This is a genomic window from Mycobacterium sp. RTGN6, assembly GCF_033804605.1.
GTDB lineage: Bacteria > Actinomycetota > Actinomycetes > Mycobacteriales > Mycobacteriaceae > Mycobacterium.
In genome coordinates this window covers 491,838-508,090 of record NZ_JAPZKZ010000001.1, presented here as the reverse complement: position 1 = coordinate 508,090, position 16,253 = coordinate 491,838, and the positions used below count along the sequence as shown (strand labels likewise).

General features: G+C 66.7%; 17 protein-coding genes. 11 read left to right on the top strand and 6 right to left on the bottom strand.

Going from position 1 to position 16,253, the window contains the following annotated elements:
• The first annotated feature begins 7 nt into the window (after positions 1 to 7).
• Together SLQ33_RS02445 and SLQ33_RS02440 are read left to right on the top strand one after the other, a co-directional pair.
• Positions 8 to 1,048 carry a tetratricopeptide repeat protein gene (locus SLQ33_RS02445; RefSeq protein WP_319452178.1) on the top strand — a complete coding sequence of 347 codons (1,041 nt, stop codon included), beginning with the start codon at positions 8 to 10 and terminating at the stop codon, positions 1,046 to 1,048.
• Positions 1,049 to 1,109: 61 nt separating this feature from the next.
• Positions 1,110 to 2,138 carry a tetratricopeptide repeat protein gene (locus SLQ33_RS02440; protein WP_319452177.1) on the top strand — a complete coding sequence of 343 codons (1,029 nt, stop codon included), beginning with the start codon at positions 1,110 to 1,112 and terminating at the stop codon, positions 2,136 to 2,138.
• Positions 2,139 to 2,153: 15 nt separating this feature from the next.
• Here the strand turns inward: SLQ33_RS02440 and SLQ33_RS02435 are convergent, their stop codons facing one another.
• Positions 2,154 to 3,365 (bottom strand): acyl-CoA dehydrogenase family protein, encoded by a 1,212-nt coding sequence (locus SLQ33_RS02435; protein WP_319452176.1) that lies wholly within the window; start codon positions 3,363 to 3,365, stop codon positions 2,154 to 2,156.
• Positions 3,366 to 3,560: 195 nt separating this feature from the next.
• Here SLQ33_RS02435 and SLQ33_RS02430 point away from each other — a divergent pair, with 195 nt between their 5' ends.
• From SLQ33_RS02430 to SLQ33_RS02415, 4 genes are read left to right on the top strand one after another with little or no spacing between them, the layout of a single operon-like run.
• Positions 3,561 to 4,007, top strand: a complete 447-nt coding sequence (locus tag SLQ33_RS02430) for a hypothetical protein (protein WP_319452175.1) — start codon at positions 3,561 to 3,563, stop codon at positions 4,005 to 4,007.
• Positions 4,004 to 4,519, top strand: a complete 516-nt coding sequence (locus SLQ33_RS02425) for a MarR family winged helix-turn-helix transcriptional regulator (RefSeq protein WP_319452174.1) — start codon at positions 4,004 to 4,006, stop codon at positions 4,517 to 4,519. The genes SLQ33_RS02430 and SLQ33_RS02425 overlap by 4 nt, the downstream gene beginning before the upstream one ends.
• On the top strand, positions 4,500 to 6,020 hold the full coding sequence (locus tag SLQ33_RS02420) for an adenylate/guanylate cyclase domain-containing protein (RefSeq protein ID WP_319452173.1): 1,521 nt from the start codon (positions 4,500 to 4,502) through the stop codon (positions 6,018 to 6,020). The genes SLQ33_RS02425 and SLQ33_RS02420 overlap by 20 nt, the downstream gene beginning before the upstream one ends.
• Positions 6,013 to 7,146: an epoxide hydrolase gene (locus SLQ33_RS02415; protein ID WP_319452172.1), complete on the top strand. Its 1,134-nt coding sequence runs from the start codon at positions 6,013 to 6,015 to the stop codon at positions 7,144 to 7,146. The genes SLQ33_RS02420 and SLQ33_RS02415 overlap by 8 nt, the downstream gene beginning before the upstream one ends.
• 13 nt (positions 7,147 to 7,159) lie before the next feature.
• On the opposite strand, the gene SLQ33_RS02410 is transcribed toward SLQ33_RS02415, so the two are convergent.
• Positions 7,160 to 7,660 carry a phosphate-starvation-inducible PsiE family protein gene (locus SLQ33_RS02410; protein WP_319452171.1) on the bottom strand — a complete coding sequence of 167 codons (501 nt, stop codon included), beginning with the start codon at positions 7,658 to 7,660 and terminating at the stop codon, positions 7,160 to 7,162.
• A gap of 85 nt (positions 7,661 to 7,745) precedes the next feature.
• Between SLQ33_RS02410 and SLQ33_RS02405 the strand changes: the two genes are divergently transcribed.
• Positions 7,746 to 8,258, top strand: a complete 513-nt coding sequence (locus SLQ33_RS02405; RefSeq protein WP_319452170.1) for a GNAT family N-acetyltransferase — start codon at positions 7,746 to 7,748, stop codon at positions 8,256 to 8,258.
• 4 nt (positions 8,259 to 8,262) lie between these two features.
• Here SLQ33_RS02405 and SLQ33_RS02400 read toward each other — a convergent pair whose 3' ends face one another.
• Positions 8,263 to 9,660, bottom strand: a complete 1,398-nt coding sequence (locus SLQ33_RS02400; RefSeq protein ID WP_319452169.1) for a purine-cytosine permease family protein — start codon at positions 9,658 to 9,660, stop codon at positions 8,263 to 8,265.
• A 258-nt stretch (positions 9,661 to 9,918) separates the two neighbouring features.
• Here SLQ33_RS02400 and SLQ33_RS02395 point away from each other — a divergent pair, with 258 nt between their 5' ends.
• The 4 genes from SLQ33_RS02395 to SLQ33_RS02380 all read left to right on the top strand — a co-directional run bounded on the left by SLQ33_RS02395 (position 9,919) and on the right by SLQ33_RS02380 (position 14,045).
• Positions 9,919 to 11,034, top strand: coding sequence for an ABC transporter ATP-binding protein (locus SLQ33_RS02395; RefSeq protein WP_413467572.1), 1,116 nt, complete (start codon positions 9,919 to 9,921; stop codon positions 11,032 to 11,034).
• A gap of 69 nt (positions 11,035 to 11,103) precedes the next feature.
• Entirely contained in the window at positions 11,104 to 12,312 is a 1,209-nt protein-coding gene (locus tag SLQ33_RS02390) for a spermidine/putrescine ABC transporter substrate-binding protein (RefSeq protein WP_319452168.1), read from the top strand.
• Positions 12,313 to 13,188, top strand: coding sequence for an ABC transporter permease (locus SLQ33_RS02385; RefSeq protein ID WP_319452167.1), 876 nt, complete (start codon positions 12,313 to 12,315; stop codon positions 13,186 to 13,188).
• Positions 13,185 to 14,045, top strand: a complete 861-nt coding sequence (locus SLQ33_RS02380; RefSeq protein WP_319452166.1) for an ABC transporter permease — start codon at positions 13,185 to 13,187, stop codon at positions 14,043 to 14,045. Before SLQ33_RS02385 ends, SLQ33_RS02380 begins: the two co-directional genes overlap by 4 nt.
• On the opposite strand, the gene SLQ33_RS02375 is transcribed toward SLQ33_RS02380, so the two are convergent.
• The 3 genes from SLQ33_RS02375 to SLQ33_RS02365 all read right to left on the bottom strand — a co-directional run bounded on the left by SLQ33_RS02375 (position 14,042) and on the right by SLQ33_RS02365 (position 16,248).
• Positions 14,042 to 14,392: a hypothetical protein gene (locus tag SLQ33_RS02375; RefSeq protein ID WP_319452165.1), complete on the bottom strand. Its 351-nt coding sequence runs from the start codon at positions 14,390 to 14,392 to the stop codon at positions 14,042 to 14,044. The two genes, SLQ33_RS02380 and SLQ33_RS02375, sit on opposite strands and share 4 nt — an antisense overlap.
• A gap of 18 nt (positions 14,393 to 14,410) precedes the next feature.
• Positions 14,411 to 15,283, bottom strand: coding sequence for an EamA family transporter (locus SLQ33_RS02370; protein WP_319452164.1), 873 nt, complete (start codon positions 15,281 to 15,283; stop codon positions 14,411 to 14,413).
• A gap of 83 nt (positions 15,284 to 15,366) precedes the next feature.
• Entirely contained in the window at positions 15,367 to 16,248 is an 882-nt protein-coding gene (locus SLQ33_RS02365) for an NmrA family NAD(P)-binding protein (protein ID WP_319452163.1), read from the bottom strand.
• Between the last annotated feature and the right edge of the window lie 5 nt (positions 16,249 to 16,253).

The window sequence follows — 16,253 nt, the reverse complement described above, 5'->3', positions numbered from 1 at the left end:
CCGACTCGTGGCCGACCGGGAATCCCTCGAGCGCATCGACGACCTGCGTGCGATCGGTCGGTCGTCGGAGGCCGAGGCGTTGCTCCGAACCGCGCTGCTCGAAGAGCCGCAGGACTCACAGTTGCTATGGCGGCTCGCCGCGGTGCTGCTCGTCGCCAAGCGCCCCGCCGAGGGGGTCGCCGCCGCAGCGGCCGCGGTCGCCGCCGACCCCGCGAATCCGAATGCGCATCGCTTGCACGGCCTTCTGCTCGCCGAGCTCGGTCACCTTCCACAGGCGTTGCACGCGGCGTACACCGCGGTCACGCAGGCCCCGGAGCACGCACACACGGCCGTCGCGTACTCGTACGTACTCGGCTGCGCCAGGCGCTACCCGGACGCTGCCGCGGTCGCCCGGCGCGCCGTCGAACTCGCGCCCCACGACACCGAGCCGCACGCACAGGTCGGAGACATCGCGTTGGCCTCCGGTGACCGCGCCACGGCGCGGCGGGCGTACTCCGAGGTGCTGCGCCTCGACCCCGCGCACGCGGGAGCGCGCCGCAACCTCGCCGCCTTGGACCACGTCGGCCACCGCCCGCGCGAGGCGCTTCGAGGGCTCGTCGAAGCGGGCCGGATGGACCCCGATGTACCGGAGGTCCTTACGCTCGTCACCGCGGTGATGTGGCAGCTCAGCTGGCGCATGCGGATCGGGCTCGTCGTCGCCCTGATTCCGTTGTTGATCATCTCGACGACGTCTGACAGTGCGCCGTGGCCAACCCGAGTCGTCGGCGTCGCCATCATCGTGCTCGCGGGCATCGCCGCGTGGTGGCACCTCCGCGAGTTGCCTCGCGGCACTCATACCGTCGTCTTCGCCGCCATCCGACGGGACGGGCTGCTCGTTGTCACCTACGTGTTCATCGCGATCTGTTTGCTCGCCTACGTCGTCGTTGCGATCACGGGCTACGCGCCGGCAGCCGCGATCATCTGGCCGCTCGCCATCCTGCTGGCCATCATCGCCGTGCTGTCGCGGATGCTCACTGCGACAAGGCGTTCCGGTTCGGGCCGCCGCTGAGCGAGGCCGAGCCTGCGAATATCGCTGGCGCCTGCGAAGTTCCTGGCGATACGCTGCGCGAATGGCCGATTTCGCCGCCCTCGAGCGAATCGACAACCTGCGCATGATCGGTCGGTCGTCGGACGCCGAGGAGTTGATCCGCACCGGACTCGCCGAGGAGCCGCAGGACGCCCAGTTGCTGTGGCGCCTCGGCGCCGTGTTGCAGGCCGACATGCGCTACGCCGAGGGACTGCACGCGGCGCAGGCGGCCGTCGCCGCCGACCCGGGCAGTCCGGACGCCCACCGGGAGTACGGCGTGCTGCTGGCCGAGACCGGCGACTTCGCGGGCGCCGTGGCCGCCGCGGAAACCGCCGTCGACCTGGCCCCCGTCCACGCGCACACGATCCTGGCCTACTCATACGTGTTGGGACTGGCCAAGCGCTACCCGGAAGCGGCCGAGCTTGCGCGCAAGGCAGTCGAACTCGCGCCACACGACCCCGCGACACACGGCCAGCTTGGGGACGTCGCCTTGATGTCGGGTGACCGCGCAGGCGCGCGCCGCGCGTACCAGGAGGTGTTGCGGCTCGACCCCGAGCACGCCGCCGCGCGCAAGGCCCTCGCGAGTGTGGACCTGCTCAGCGCCCGCCAGCGGGCAGCCCTGATCGGTGTCGTCTCCGCGGGTCGGCTCGACCCGAACACGCCAGGGCTCATGCCGCTAGTGACCGCCATTCTGTCGGAACTCAATTGGCGGATGCGGGCGATGTTGGTTCTGGCGTATCTCCCGGTGATGACGATCGCCAGTAACCACGACGGTGCGCCTTCGTGGGACACGCGCTACGCCGCGTTGGCGGTGCTCGCGGTATCGGGCGCCGTCGTCTGGTGGCACGCGCGTGCGCTGCCACGGGGCTCGCACACGGTGCTGCTCGCCGCACTGCGTGGGGACGGCAACTTGAAGACCTTCTACGGCATGGTCGTACTCGGCCTGATCGCGTACGCGGCCATCGCGGTCACGGGTCGGGCACCGTACGTACCGACGATGTGGACCGTCGCCATCATCATGATCGTCTTCACCATCGCCTCGATCTACTACAACCATCGGCCACCGGGGTGAGCCGACGGGTGGGCGTCACTTCAGCGGAAGCCCGGTGATCGCCCTGGCCATGACGAGTCGCTGAATCTCGCTGGTGCCCTCGAAGATCGTGAAGATCTTCGCGTCGCGGTGCATCCGCTCGACCGGATAATCCCGCGTATACCCGTTGCCGCCAAGGATCTGGATAGCCTCGTCGGTGACGTACACGGCGGCTTCGCTGGCCGCGAGCTTCGCCATGGATCCCTCGGCGTTCATGAACGGCTTGTCGTTGCGGGCCATCCATCCGGCCCGCCACACCAGCAGCCGGGCGGCGTCGATTCGGGTCTTCATGTCGACGAGCTTGAAGGCGATGGCCTGGAAGTCGCCGATCTTGCGGCCGAATTGTTCGCGCTGTTGCGCGTACTCCAGTGCGTATTCATATGCTGCGCGGGCCACACCCAGCGCCATCGCGCCCACGGTCGGCCGCGTTCGCTCGAAGGTCTTCATCGCGGCCTGTCCGGCGGAGCTCTTGCCCTCCTTCGTCCGCGCGAGGCGCTCGTCGAACTTGTCCTTGCCGCCGATGATCAGCCGACCGGGGATCCGCACGTCGTCGAGCACCACCTCCGCGGTGTGCGACGCCCGGATCCCGTGCTTCTTGAACTTCTGCCCTTGACTGAATCCCTTTGTGCCAGGGGGGATGATGAACGTGGCCTGCCCGCGGGACCCGAGTTCCGGGTCCACCGATGCGACGACGATGTGCACGTTCGCGATGCCGCCGTTGGTCGCCCACGTCTTCGTTCCGTTGATGAGCCACTCGTCGGTCGCCTCTTGGTAGCGGGCCCGCGTGATGATGGCGGCGACGTCGGAACCCGCGCCCGGCTCCGACGCGCAGAACGACGCGAGCTGGGGATCGTCGATCGTGCCGAACATCTGGGGAAGCCACTCCCCCATTTGTTCGGGTGTTCCGGTGGCGGCCAACGACGCCGCCGCCAGCCCTGTGCCCAGGATCGACAGTGCGATGCCGGCGTCGCCCCAGAAGAGCTCCTCGAATACCGCCAGCATGCCGAGCCCGCTGGGCTCGGCGGCCTGCGTGGCGAAGAGTTCCATCGAGTACAGCCCGACCTTCGCGGCCTCCTGGATGATCGGCCACGGCGTTTCCTCGCGTTCGTCCCACTCGGCCGCCGCGGGGCGAACGACCTGCTCGGCGAAGTCGTGTACCCAGTCGCGAACCTGGATGACGTCATCCGATAGTTCGAGCGAAAACGACATGGCGACTGGTCCTTTCGGTGGTCCATTCAAGGTCGGAGAAACCGTGTTTGGGCGCGCACTAGCTACCCAAGACACTCGTTCGGTGAACAACCGTACACTGACCGCCCGCGCGTGGCCATCCAAGGGTGCCGCCCACGGTCCGCGGCCATTGTTTCGGTTTGACGAATATTACGATCGGCCGTAATAATCGCCGGCATGACCGCATCCGTGCTCCTGGTCGCCGTCGTCGTGTTCCTGGCCTGCGCGAGCCTCGGTGGCAGCCTGTACGAGGGCCTCGTGCTCGACCCCATCTGGCCCAACCGCCCCGCGATCATTCAGCCCAAGCACGGTGGCGTGTCGCGACGGAGGTTCTGGATACCAATCCACACGCTCTTCGAGGTGGCGCTCGTCGCCGCGGTCGTCGTCACCTGGGGCGACGGCGACGTCCGCACCGCGATGCTGGTCGCGCTGATCAGCCACGCGGTCATGCGCGCGTGGTCACTGGTCGACTTCGTGCCAAAGGCCGTCGGATTCGAGAAGGCGGACCCCGCCACCATCGACCGGGCGGTGGCGGTGCGGTGGACACGTCGCAGCCTGCTGCGGCTGCCGCTAGACGTGATCACGTGCGTCGCCGCCCTCACTGCGCTGGTGCTGGCGGCATGAGCGAGAAGCCTTCGCGCGCAGAACTACTCGCGACGCTGCGACGCGCCGGTCGCGATCACAGTGACGCGACCGTCCTGTTCCACTCCGCACTCGCCAGTGAACTCGGATTGCATCCCACCGACTACAAGGCGCTTGGCGTTTTGGACAGGCTCGGCCCAATGAGCGCGGGCGAACTGGGCCGCTACACCCGTCTGGCCGCCGCGTCGGTGACCAACCTCGTCGACCGGCTCGAGAGCAAGGGCTACGTGCGCCGCGAAGCCGACCCAACCGACCGCCGCCGGGTGCTGTTACACGCCGACGTCTCGGAGTTATCGGGCAACGAGTTCTTCGCGTCATGGCAACGCTCCGCGGCCCGGATGTGGGAGCGTTACACCGACAGCGAACTGGCCGTCATCCTGGACTTCCTGGGCGATACCGCCGAACGGTTGCGGGCGCGAACCGAGGCGATCGTCACCAGCGGGGTCAGGACCGCCACCAGACAGGGACGACGACATGCCGGACGAGCGGACTGAGCCGACCGGCTCCGCGTCGGGCATCGCCGCTCGGTACGCGTTGGCGCTGACGTCCGCGCAACTCATGACGGCCGCGGAGGTCGCCGCGGTGGTGATCTCGTTGAGCAGCCAATCCGTTGGCGAGGCCAGCGCGCTACTCACGAAAGCCAATTTCGTCATCCTGATCGGCCTCGTCGTGGCCTCACTCGTCGCCACCGCAGCATGCGCCCACTGGAGCATCGCCCCGTGCCTGGACTGGTTCGTCGCGGGGCTCGAGCCGAACGCCGCCCAACGACGCCACGCGATCAACCTCGTCCGACGCGAGACCGTCATGTTGTTGACGACATGGGCCATCAGCGGAGCCGTGTTCGTCGTCGCCAATGTGCGCTCCGGCGTCAGCGCGACCGCGCTACTCGTGGTTGGGGTGCTATTCGGCGCCACCTCCAGCGTGAGCACCAGCCTGCTCTTCTCTCAGCGCATCTACCGACCGATCGTCGCCGCCGCGAACGTGGACTTCACCAGCCGCACGACCGCACCCGGGGTGGTCCCGCGCCTGGTGCTGATGTGGCTCGTCAACGCGGCCCTGCCGAGCATCGCCGTCGCCCTGCTCATCGTGTGCCACGCGAACGGCTGGTTCATTCCCTCGACGGCGTCGCTCGTCATTCCCGTCGCGGTGATGACGATCGTGTCGGTGCTACTCGGACTGCGCGCGCTGATTCTGGTGTCTCGGTCGATATCCGACCCCATCAACGACGTCGTCGACGCGATGGCCGAGGTCGAGCGGGGGCAGCTGGGCCGAACGGTCGACGTGTACGAACAATCCGAGATCGGGCGGCTCCAACACGGGTTCAACCGCATGGTCACCGGGCTCGCCGAGCGCGACCGGCTGCGCGAGCTCTTCGGCCGCCACGTCGGACCCGACGTCGCGCGGTTGGCCGTCGAAGCCGGCGAGTCGCCTACGAGCGAGCTACGCGACGTCGCCGTCCTCTTCATCGACCTCGCCGACTCGACCCAACTAGCCACGAACCGCACACCCCAAGAGGTGGCCGACATACTCAACGCGTTCTTCCGCATCGTGGTGGCCGCCGTGGACGAACGCGGGGGGCTGATCAACAAGTTCCAGGGTGACGCGGCGCTCGCCGTCTTCGGTGCCCCCATCCAGACCGACGACGCCGCGACGGCCGCACTCGAGACCGCCCGCGCGCTGAGCGCAGACCTCACGACGTTGCCGTCGGTCGACTTCGGCATCGGGGTGTCCGCGGGACCGGTATTCGCAGGCAACATCGGCGCCGAGAACCGCTACGAGTACACCGTGATCGGCGACCCCGTCAACGAGGCCGCCCGCCTGGCCGATGCCGCGAAGACGATGCCAGAGCGCACCGCCGCCTCCGGCGCCGCCATCGAACGCGCAGACCCGCGGGAACGGCACAGGTGGACGAATCACGACTCCGTGGTGCTGCGCGGTCGCGCCGAAGCGACGCAGATCTCCGTCCCGCACCGCGAGAATGGCGGCCATGACTGAACTCCAACCGTTCCGCATCGCGGTACCCGACGACGTGCTGGCCGACCTTCGGACCCGACTGCGCGCCACGCGGTGGCCCGAGGCCGAATGCGTCGCCGACTGGAGCCAGGGCATCCCGTTGGCCTACACGCGCGAACTCGCGGACTACTGGGCGACCGACTACGACTGGCGTACTCGCGAGGTCGCGTTGAATCGCTTCGATCAGTACACCACCGAAATCGACTCTCTCGGAATCCATTTCATCCACCAACGCTCCCCGCACGCCGACGCCTTCCCCTTGGTCATCACCCACGGCTGGCCCGGGTCGATCGTCGAGTTCAGCAAGGTCATCGAGCCGCTGACGAACCCGACCGCCCATGGCGGGCGGGCCGACCAGGCCTTCCACGTGGTGTGCCCCTCGCTGCCCGGCTACGGGTTCACCGAGAAGCCCAGCGCGACCGGTTGGAACGTCGCGCGCATCGCACGGGCCTGGGACACGCTGATGGTCCGCCTCGGCTACGACCAGTACGGGGCACAGGGCGGCGACTGGGGCGGTGCCGTCACCGCTGAGATCGGACGCAACGTCGGCCACTGCGTGGCCATCCACACCAACTTCCCGATCGGCGCCCCCACGGAGCAGGCCAAGACGAACCCCACCGACGAGGACAAGGCCGCGTTCGCCGGGCTGAACCACTATCGAACCCAGGACAACGGCTACTTCAAGCAGCAGGCCACGCGGCCGCAGACGCTGGGCTACGGGCTGGTGGACTCCCCCGCGGCGCAGCTCGCGTGGATCGTGGAGAAGTTCTGGTCGTGGACCGACTGCGATGGCCATCCCGAGAATGCGCTCAGCCGAGACGAAATGCTCGACAACGTGACGCTCTACTGGGTGACCGCGACCGGCGCGTCGTCGGCGCGCCTGTACTGGGAGAGCATGGCCGCCTTCGGTTCGCTCGGTCGCGTCGAGCTACCAACCGGGGTGGCGTCGTTCCCCAAGGAGATCGGGCCGACGCCGCGGTCGTGGTGCGAGCAGAACTACAACATCACCCACTGGACGACGATGCCGCGCGGCGGGCACTTCGCGGCGTTCGAGCAACCGGAGCTGTTCGTCGAGGACGTGCGAACGTTCTTCGACACGGTGCGCTGAGACCGCTGCGCGGTCACTCGTCCGGGCGGTGGATGTCACTTCCTCGCGCCCGAAGGACGAAGGCGGCGACGGCGAGCACCAGCACCACGCCGCCGAGGATGCCAATCTCGACGGCGGCGCGGGAGAACGCCGGACCCTCCTCCAGCAGTTTCGCGGCCTCGACCGACAGCACAACGATCTCCTTGATAGCGGCCAGGATTCCCACGACCAGGAAAGGCTCGATGACGATCTCGTGCGATCGCAGACACACCCGCACCGCGTAGAGCAACTCCACGAAGATGAAGATCAGCAGCAGTCCGTCGAGGAGGTCCAACATGAGGGTCGAGACAGGGGTGTCCCTCAGCCGCAGCAATGTACTGACCTGAGCAACGATGAGCGCCGCGGAGCCGAGCACGAGAACGACTGCGATGGCCCAGTAGATCGCGTCTTCCGCCCAGCCGAGCACGCGGTCGGCGAGGCGTTGGCGCCCTACCGCTTCTGCGTCAGGCTCCTCCTTGGCCATCGCCTCACGCATGACTGCTCCCTTCGAGCGTGCTGCGCGGGTACCCGCGGAGGGCATCGGTCGAAACGACTCAGGAACCGGCGCTAGCGTGCAACGCATGACCGCCGCCTTCGACGTCCGCCCGGCCGGGGCCGACGAACTGCCACTCGTCGAGCCACTGTGGGTCGCCGTGCATCACCAGCATGCGAAGACCATGCCCGAGTTGGCGCCGTACGTGAGCGACGCCCAGACGTGGGCGGTCCGCAGCGCGCTATACCTGGAACTGCTCGCGAAGCCGGACACGTTACTGGTGCTGGCCTTCGACGGTGAGACGGCGATCGGCTACGGGCTGGCCCACGTGATGGAGGTCGACGACACCTGGATTCCCGACACCTGGCAGACCGGTTCGCGGATCGGCGAGATCGAGTCGCTCAGCGTGCTCCCGAAGTACCGCGGCAGCGGACTGGGCTCGGTGCTGCTCGACGCACTCGAACGCCATCTGCGGGCCCGGGACGTTCGCGACCTGATACTCGGCGCGGTCCCCGGCAACACCGACGCCATCCGGTTGTACGAGCGGCGGGGCTACCGGCCGACGTTCCTCTACCTCTCCAAGTTCGAGGGCCGGGACTGACCGCTTACCGGCGCTGCCGCGCCAGCCGGTAGCCGCCGTAGAGCACCAGCGCGACGAGGAAGTTGACGAAGTACGCAACGTCGGCTCCGTGCCACCGCTCGGCGATGGCCCCCTGGAACACGGTGGTGTGCATGAACGGGACGGCGATCGCGAATGCCACCACGAACGCCACCAGCGCCGCGGCGGCGTCCGAGCGCGTGGTGCGCTCGCGCGCCGGATCGATGACGTCGCGCCCACCCCGCCGGATCCACCAGTCGACGGCGACGACGGCGACGAAGGCGGGCACCCAGTAGCTCACCACCAGCAGGAGGTTCTGGAACCGGGTTGCAGTGTCCGCGGCGTGCAGCCAAAGGATGAGTCCGAACGCCAACACCGTCACAACCACCGAGGACAGGGGGCGACGCACCCGCACGCCGAGGGTCTGCAGCGCCAACGACCCGCTGTAGTCGTTCATCACGCCCGACCCGATCGATGCCAAGGCGATGATGAGCAAGGCGAGGCCGCCGAGGAAGCCGCCGCCCATGACCGATCGCACGCCTTCTGCGGTCTGTTCGGACACCAGTTCGCCTGCCGCGACACCGATGCCCTGCACGAAGACGTAGGCGCTGAGAATGCCGCCGAACGTGTAGCCGAACACGCTGATCTTCGACGACTCCTCGGGCAGGTACCGGCTGAAGTCGGATGCGTAGCTCGCCCAGGACACCGCAAGGCTGAACGAGATCGTCACCATGAGCACGAACGTGCCGACGAGGTCAGCACCCTGCACCGTCGCGGGCGTCACGACGTCGTGCCCGCCGATGAGTTTCACCGCGAAGACGACGAACGTCACGAACAGCACCACGGTCAGCACGGCCTGAACGCGGTGGATGACCTCGTATCCGAAGTAGCCGACGACTCCCTGGACGCCGAGCACGATCAGCACGCCCGCCCAGAACGGGACGCCGAGTAGCAGCGCGAGCGCCTCGCCACCGAACAGGCCGACCAGTGCGTCCCACGCGATCGACGACAACCATTGCAACGCGGCGGGGAGCATGACGCCGCCGCCGAAGGCCATGCGCGAGGCAGGCAGCTGGGCGGTACCCGTGCGCGGTCCCCACGTCGACAGGTATCCGACGACGAGCGATCCGAGCACCGTGCCGATCACCATCGCGAGCAGGCCGAGCCAGAATCCGAGCCCCAGCACGATGGCGATGGCTCCGGTGAAGACGCCGGTCATGTTGACCTGCGGCGCGAACCAGAGCGTGAACAGCCTGCGGGGCGTTCCGTACCGCCGGTCGCCGGGAACCGGTGCGATGCCGTGGGTCTCGACCGCCAGGTCACCGGCGCCGTGCGGCGTCCGGCCGGTGAAGGGCGGCGCCGTGAGCGCACCGCTGGCCGTCGGCTCCTGCGTCCCGAGTGTCATGCGTTCATTCGATCACGACCGTGCATGTGCAACGGAATCCACACGCGGAATCGGCGCTGTAGCAACCTCGAGGCTTAGGTATTCGATTGTCGAGAAGTAAATTCGTTGCGGAATCGCTTGCGAAGGGCTGTCAGATCGGCGAAGGTTTATCCACAGCGGGGGGCTCGCGAAGGAGGTCTGGTCCTGGCCAGAACAGAAACCAAGGCCGTTGATGCCAAGGCCGAAGGCGGAGCGACGCCCGCTCCGGGTCGCCCTGTCATCGAGATCGACCACGTCACGAAGCGGTTCGACGACTACCTCGCCGTCGACGATGCGGACTTCACCATCGCGGCCGGCGAGTTCTTCTCCATGCTCGGTCCGTCCGGCTGCGGCAAGACGACGACGCTGCGGATGATCGCGGGCTTCGAAACCCCGACGACGGGCGCCATCAGGCTGGAGGGCGCCGACGTCTCGCGGGTGCCACCCCACAAGCGCAACGTGAACACGGTCTTCCAGCACTACGCCCTGTTCCCGCACATGACGGTGTGGGACAACGTCGCCTACGGCCCACGCAGCATGAAGAAGGACAAGGCGGAGGTCACGCGCCGGGTCGACGAGATCCTCGAGATCGTCAAGCTCACCGACTTCGCCAAGCGCAAGCCCAGCCAGCTCTCCGGCGGTCAGCAGCAGCGCGTCGCGCTTGCCCGCGCCTTGGTGAACTACCCGAGCGCGTTGTTGCTCGACGAGCCGCTCGGCGCACTGGATCTGAAGCTGCGCCATGCAATGCAGTTCGAGCTCAAGCGTATTCAGCGCGAGGTCGGCATCACGTTCATCTACGTGACGCACGATCAGGAGGAGGCGCTGACGATGAGTGACCGCATCGCGGTCATGAATGCGGGCAAGGTCGAGCAGCTCGGCTCCCCCACCGAGATCTACGACAGCCCCTCGTCGGTCTTCGTCGCGAGCTTCATCGGCCAGACCAACCTGTGGCGCGGCAAGCAGACCGGAATGGCCGGTGGCCTGGCCGAGCTCGCGGTGCTGGGCACCACGCTGCGTGCGCGACCGGGCGAGACCAAGATCGAGACGGGCGGCGAGGCCACCCTGATGATTCGGCCCGAACGCGTGCGGGTGACGATGGACGCCCCGTCGGGCGACGTCGTGACCGTGCCTGCCTCTGTCACCGATCTGACGTTCCAGGGCCCGGTGGTGCGGCTGTCGCTCGCGGCGGCCGACGGGTCCCCGATCGTGGCCCACGTAGGCGCAGAGGACGACCTTCCGCTGCTGCGTCCCGGCGATCAGGTTCACGTGAGCTGGGCCCCGGAGGCCTCGCTGGTGCTGCCCGCCGCCGACATCCCGACGACCGAAGATCTCGAGGAGATGCTCGACGACTCCTGATCGAATTGGATGTCCGAATTCGCCTGATTGCCAACCCCTCCCGCGAATCCCACGAAAGGCAGTGAAGCCATGGCCTCCCAGCACGACGGGGCGATCGACCCCCTACTCCTCGCCAGACTCGGCGCCAACCGCGCCAGCCGCAGACGCTTCCTCGGGGGCGGCGCGGCGGCCGCCGCGGCCGCCATCCTCGGCCCATCCTTCCTCGCCGCGTGCGGATCAAACGGCGGCACGGGCGCGGGCAGCAGTTCGGCGGCCCCGCCCGATGACGGCTCGAAGGCAACCGGAAACCTGCGGATCTCGAACTGGCCGCTGTACATGGCCGACGGTTTCGTCGCCGCGTTCCAGACCGCGTCGGGCCTCACCGTCGACTACAAGGAAGACTTCAACGACAACGAGGAATGGTTCGCCAAGAACAAGGAGCCACTCTCGCGCAAGCAGGACATCGGCGCGGACCTGGTAGTGCCGACGCAGTTCATGGCGCTTCGTCTGAAGGGCCTGAATTGGCTCAACGAGATCAGCGACACGCGCGTGCCGAACAAGAAGAACCTGCGGCCCGACCTGCTCAACGACGCCGGCGATCCCGGCCGAAAGTACACCGCTCCGTACATGACGGGCATGGTCGGCCTGGCGTACAACAAGGCCGCGGCGGGACGCGCGATCACCAAGATCGACGACCTCTGGGATCCGAAGTTCAAGGGCAAGGTCAGCCTGTTCTCGGACATGCAGGACGGGCTCGGCATGCTCATGCAGAGCCAAGGTAGCTCCATCTCCGAGCCGACCATGGAGGGCGTCCAGAAGGCGGTTGACCTAGTGAAGGAGCAGAAGGAGAAGGGTCAGATCCGGCGATTCACCGGCAACGACTACGCCGACGATCTCGCTGCGGGCAATCTCGTTATCGCGCAAGCGTATTCCGGTGACGTCGTCCAGCTGCAGGCCGACAACCCCGATCTGGACTTCGTGGTTCCCGAATCCGGCGGCGACTGGTTCATCGACACGCAGGTCATCCCGTACACCACCCAGAATCAGCACGGGGCCGAGGCGTGGATCGACTACGTGTACGACAAGGCGAACTACGCCAAGCTGGTCGCGTTCACTCAGTACGTTCCGGTGCTCGCCGACATGACCGAGGAGCTGGACAAGATCGACCCTGCGCTGGGGGCGAACCCGCTCATCAACCCGCCGCAGGACATGAAGGACAAGCTGCACACGTGGGCCGCGCTGACCGACGAGCAGACGCAGCAGTTCAATACCGCGTACGCGAGCGTCACCGGTAGCTAGATGGCGGGGGTAGCCAGCAGCAGTCGCCAGCGCAGCAAGATCGCGCCGTACCTGATGATCTTGCCTGCGCTGGCGTACCTCGCTGTCTTCTTCGTGGTGCCGTTCTGGTCGTTGTTCCGCACGTCGCTGTCGACCTCGGGTGGATCGATCTACCTTCCGGAGCTGACCTTCGCGTGGGACTTCAGCAACTACGGCCAGGCCTTCACGGCATATCAGGACCAGATCCTGCGCTCGCTGGGCTACGCATTCACCGCAACCGTGGTGTCGCTGCTGATCTCCTACCCGCTCGCCTACGTCATCGCGTTCAAGTCCGGGCGCTACAAGAACCTGCTGCTGGGCCTGGTGATCCTGCCGTTCTTCGTGACGTTCCTGGTGCGCACGTTGGCCTGGAAGACGATCCTGGCCGACGACGGCTTCGTGGTGCGCACCCTGGACGTGATCGGAGTCCTTCCGGCCGACGGCCGACTGCTGTCGACCAGCTGGGCGGTGATCGGCGGGCTGATCTACAACTCGATGACCTTCATGATCCTGCCGCTCTACGTGAGCCTGGAGAAGATCGATCCGCGGCTGCTCGAGGCGTCGAGGGACCTGTATTCGTCGACGTTCCGGGCATTCCGCAAGGTGATCCTGCCGCTGTCGATCCCCGGCGTGCTCGCGGGCAGCCTGCTGGTGTTCATCCCTGCGGTCGGTGATTTCATCAACGCCGACTACCTAGGCAGTACGCAGACCACCATGATCGGCAACGTCATCCAGAAGCAGTTCCTGGTGGTCAAGGATTACCCCGGGGCGGCGGCGCTGAGCTTTGTGCTCATTTCGTTGATCCTGGTGGGCGTGCTGTCGTATACGCGGGCGCTTGGCACGGAGGACTTGGTATGACGCTTCAGGAGGCGACCGCCGTTCTCGACGCCATCGACACGAAGAAGAGCGGTGCGATCCGCGGCCTGGGTCGCGGCAAACTCGGTGACGTTCTGTTGAAGGTCGTTGCCGCCCTGGTACTGCTCTACATCTTCGTGCCGATCTTCGTGATCGTGCTGTTCTCCTTCAACAACCCGGCGGGCAAGTTCAACTACACCTGGCAGGGCTTCACGCTGGACAACTGGGCGCATCCGTTCAAGTACCCGGCACTGGCGTCCGCGCTGCAGATGAGCCTGGAGGTGGCGGCCATCTCGACCGCCATCGCCGTCGTGCTCGGTACCCTGCTGGCCATCGCCCTTGTGCGCCAACGCTTTCGCGGCAACAAGGCCGTCGAGACCTTCCTGGTACTGCCGTTGACCGCGCCCGAAGTCGTCATGGGCGCCTCGCTGCTGACCCTGTTCCTCGACCTCAGTTGGGCGACGGGATTCGGCACGATCCTGATCGCGCACGTCGCGTTCGAGATCAGCTTCATCGCGATGACGGTGCGCGCCCGGGTACGGGGTTTCGACTGGACACTCGAGGATGCGTCGATGGACCTCGGCGCCAGTCCCGTCCGGACGTTCTTCAAGGTGACCCTGCCGCTCATCGTGCCGGGAATCGTTGCGGCGGCGATGCTGTCGTTTGCACTGTCGCTCGACGACTTCATCATCACGTACTTCGTCAGCGGTTCGACGGTGACGTATCCGCTGTTCGTCAACGCTGCGGTGAAGGCGGCGGTGCCGCCACAGATCAACGTGCTCGCGTCGGCGATCCTGTTGGTGAGCCTGATCCTGCTCCTTGTCGGAACGCTGTACCGCCGCAAGCGAATCGAAGGCTAGTCCAGCTCGACCGTGACCTTGACGCGGCCGTTGGAGCCCCGGTCGGCGACCGCGTGGCCGGTGCGGTCGGCGCCGTCAAGCTTGAGCAGTGTGATCGAGCCGCCCTCGCCGAGAAAGTTGCGCCACCAGTTCTTCTTGTCCGGCATCGAGACGCCAATGGTGACGACGATCCCCGACCGCCGGTAGCCCACCGGCAGTTCGAAGGTCTTCCCGGATTTGCGTCCCAGATAACGGATCTCGATGATCCTGCGTCGGATCAGGCCGCCGATCACGGGAACGGTCGTGAGCGTCACCGCCAGCCCGTTGACGACTCGAACGAATGCGTTGTCGGAGAATCCTCTTGCCATTCCCGCCAGCGTAGCGACTCAGCCGACCTCGACGGGCACTGCGGGCCTCGCACCGCTTCGCGCAGCGCCGATGCCCGCCGCGACCACCAGGCAGATGCCCACCACGGCCGAAGGCCCGGGTATCTGCGTGAGCACGACGACGCCGACGATCATCGCGAACCCCGGCTCCAACGCCATCAACGTTCCGAAGGCCGCCGTCGTCAGCCTGCGCAGCGCCATCATCTCGAGCGTGAACGGAATGACCGGGAGCAGTACCGCCAGCGCGATCCCGTACAGCAGGACGTCGAGCGTCAGCCGTGGCAGCACGGCCGGGCCCACCACCACGGTGGCGAACACCGCCGCCGTCGCCATCGAGACCGCAAGTCCGTTGATGCCGTGGACGGCGTCGCCGACCTTCTGGGTCAACAGGATGTAGCAGCCCCAACACACCGCTGCGGCCAGCGCATACCCGACCCCAATCCAGTCGACGACTCCTGCCCACGGTTGCGTAAGTAGCACCACGCCGAGTGCGGCGAGCCCAGGCCAGAGCACGCGTTGACCACCCTTGCCGAGTAGCACCGCGACGCCAAGCGGACCAAGGAACTCGATCGCGCTGGCAGTGCCGAGGGGAATCCGGGCGATCGCGGCCATGAAGAGCAGGGTGACTCCGGCGGTCACGACGCCGAGCACGACACACGTCAGGAACGTCGACCGGGTGAAGGCCGAGGGCCTGGGTCGGACGAGGATCAGCAGAATTACACCTGCCCAGGCCAACCGGATCCAGGCGGCGCCCTCGACGCCGAGTTGACCGATGAGCCCAAGCGACAGCGCGAGCCCGACCTGTACCGACAGCATCGAGCCCGTCGCCATCAGGACGCCAAACCGGGTCGTTGTCGTGGTCACACTTGCCATTGAAGAGGACGCCGACCGTTCGCGTCCACGTGATTTATCTGGACATATCGTTCATGATCTGCGAACGGTTCTTAGGTGGATGCCTAGCTGGAGGCCAGGCTGTAATTTGTGGCGCGCAGCCAAGCTTGCAGGTTCCAGAGCTCCGGGTCGATCCGGCGCACGGCCGCGATGTCGGCTTGGTATGCGGGCGTATCCGCGAACCAGCGGAACATCTTCTGGAGGTCGTCCTGACCGTCTAGGACTTCGACCGGCAACGCCTCATACCGCGCGGACAAACCGACGCGCGCGCCGAAGGTGGCGGCGAGCTCACTGCCGGTCAGTTCGTCGCCGGCGAGCTCGATCGCCGCCGGGACTGCCGCGGGGTCGAGAAGCGCCGCGGCCGCCACGACACCGATGTCACGGACAGCGACCGTCTGCAACTTGATGCCGTCCGGAAACGGGAGCCGGAGGACGAGTTCGTTGCCTTCGACCGTGGGAGCCATCGACTGGAAGTTGTCCATGAAGAACACCGGCCGAACGATCGTGACCGGAAGGTCACCTCCGAGAAGGCGCTCTTCGATCCGGCGTTTGGACTCGAAGTGCGGAACGCCTGAGTTGCGCTCAGCGCCGCCTACGGAACTGAAGACCACGTGTGGGACGTGCGCAGCAGTCGCTGCGGCGACGAAGTCGATGCCTTGCTGGAGCTCGCCGTCGATATCGGCTGTCTGCGAGTCGCCGTAAGGGGTCGTCATGAAGAAGAATGCGTTGACCTCTCGGAGCGCATTGCTCAGCGACGCTGGATCTTTCGCATCGATCTGCACGAGTTCCACCCCGCGGTTTGCCAGGTTGCGGGCACGTTCGGACCCAGTGCTGCGGACCAGTGCGCGCACCCGAGCGCCTTGCTCGAGCAGAGCATCGACGACCGCTCCACCCTGGGCGCCCGTCGCCCCAGCGACCGCGATCGTCTTCGTCGTTGATGTCGTCATGGTGA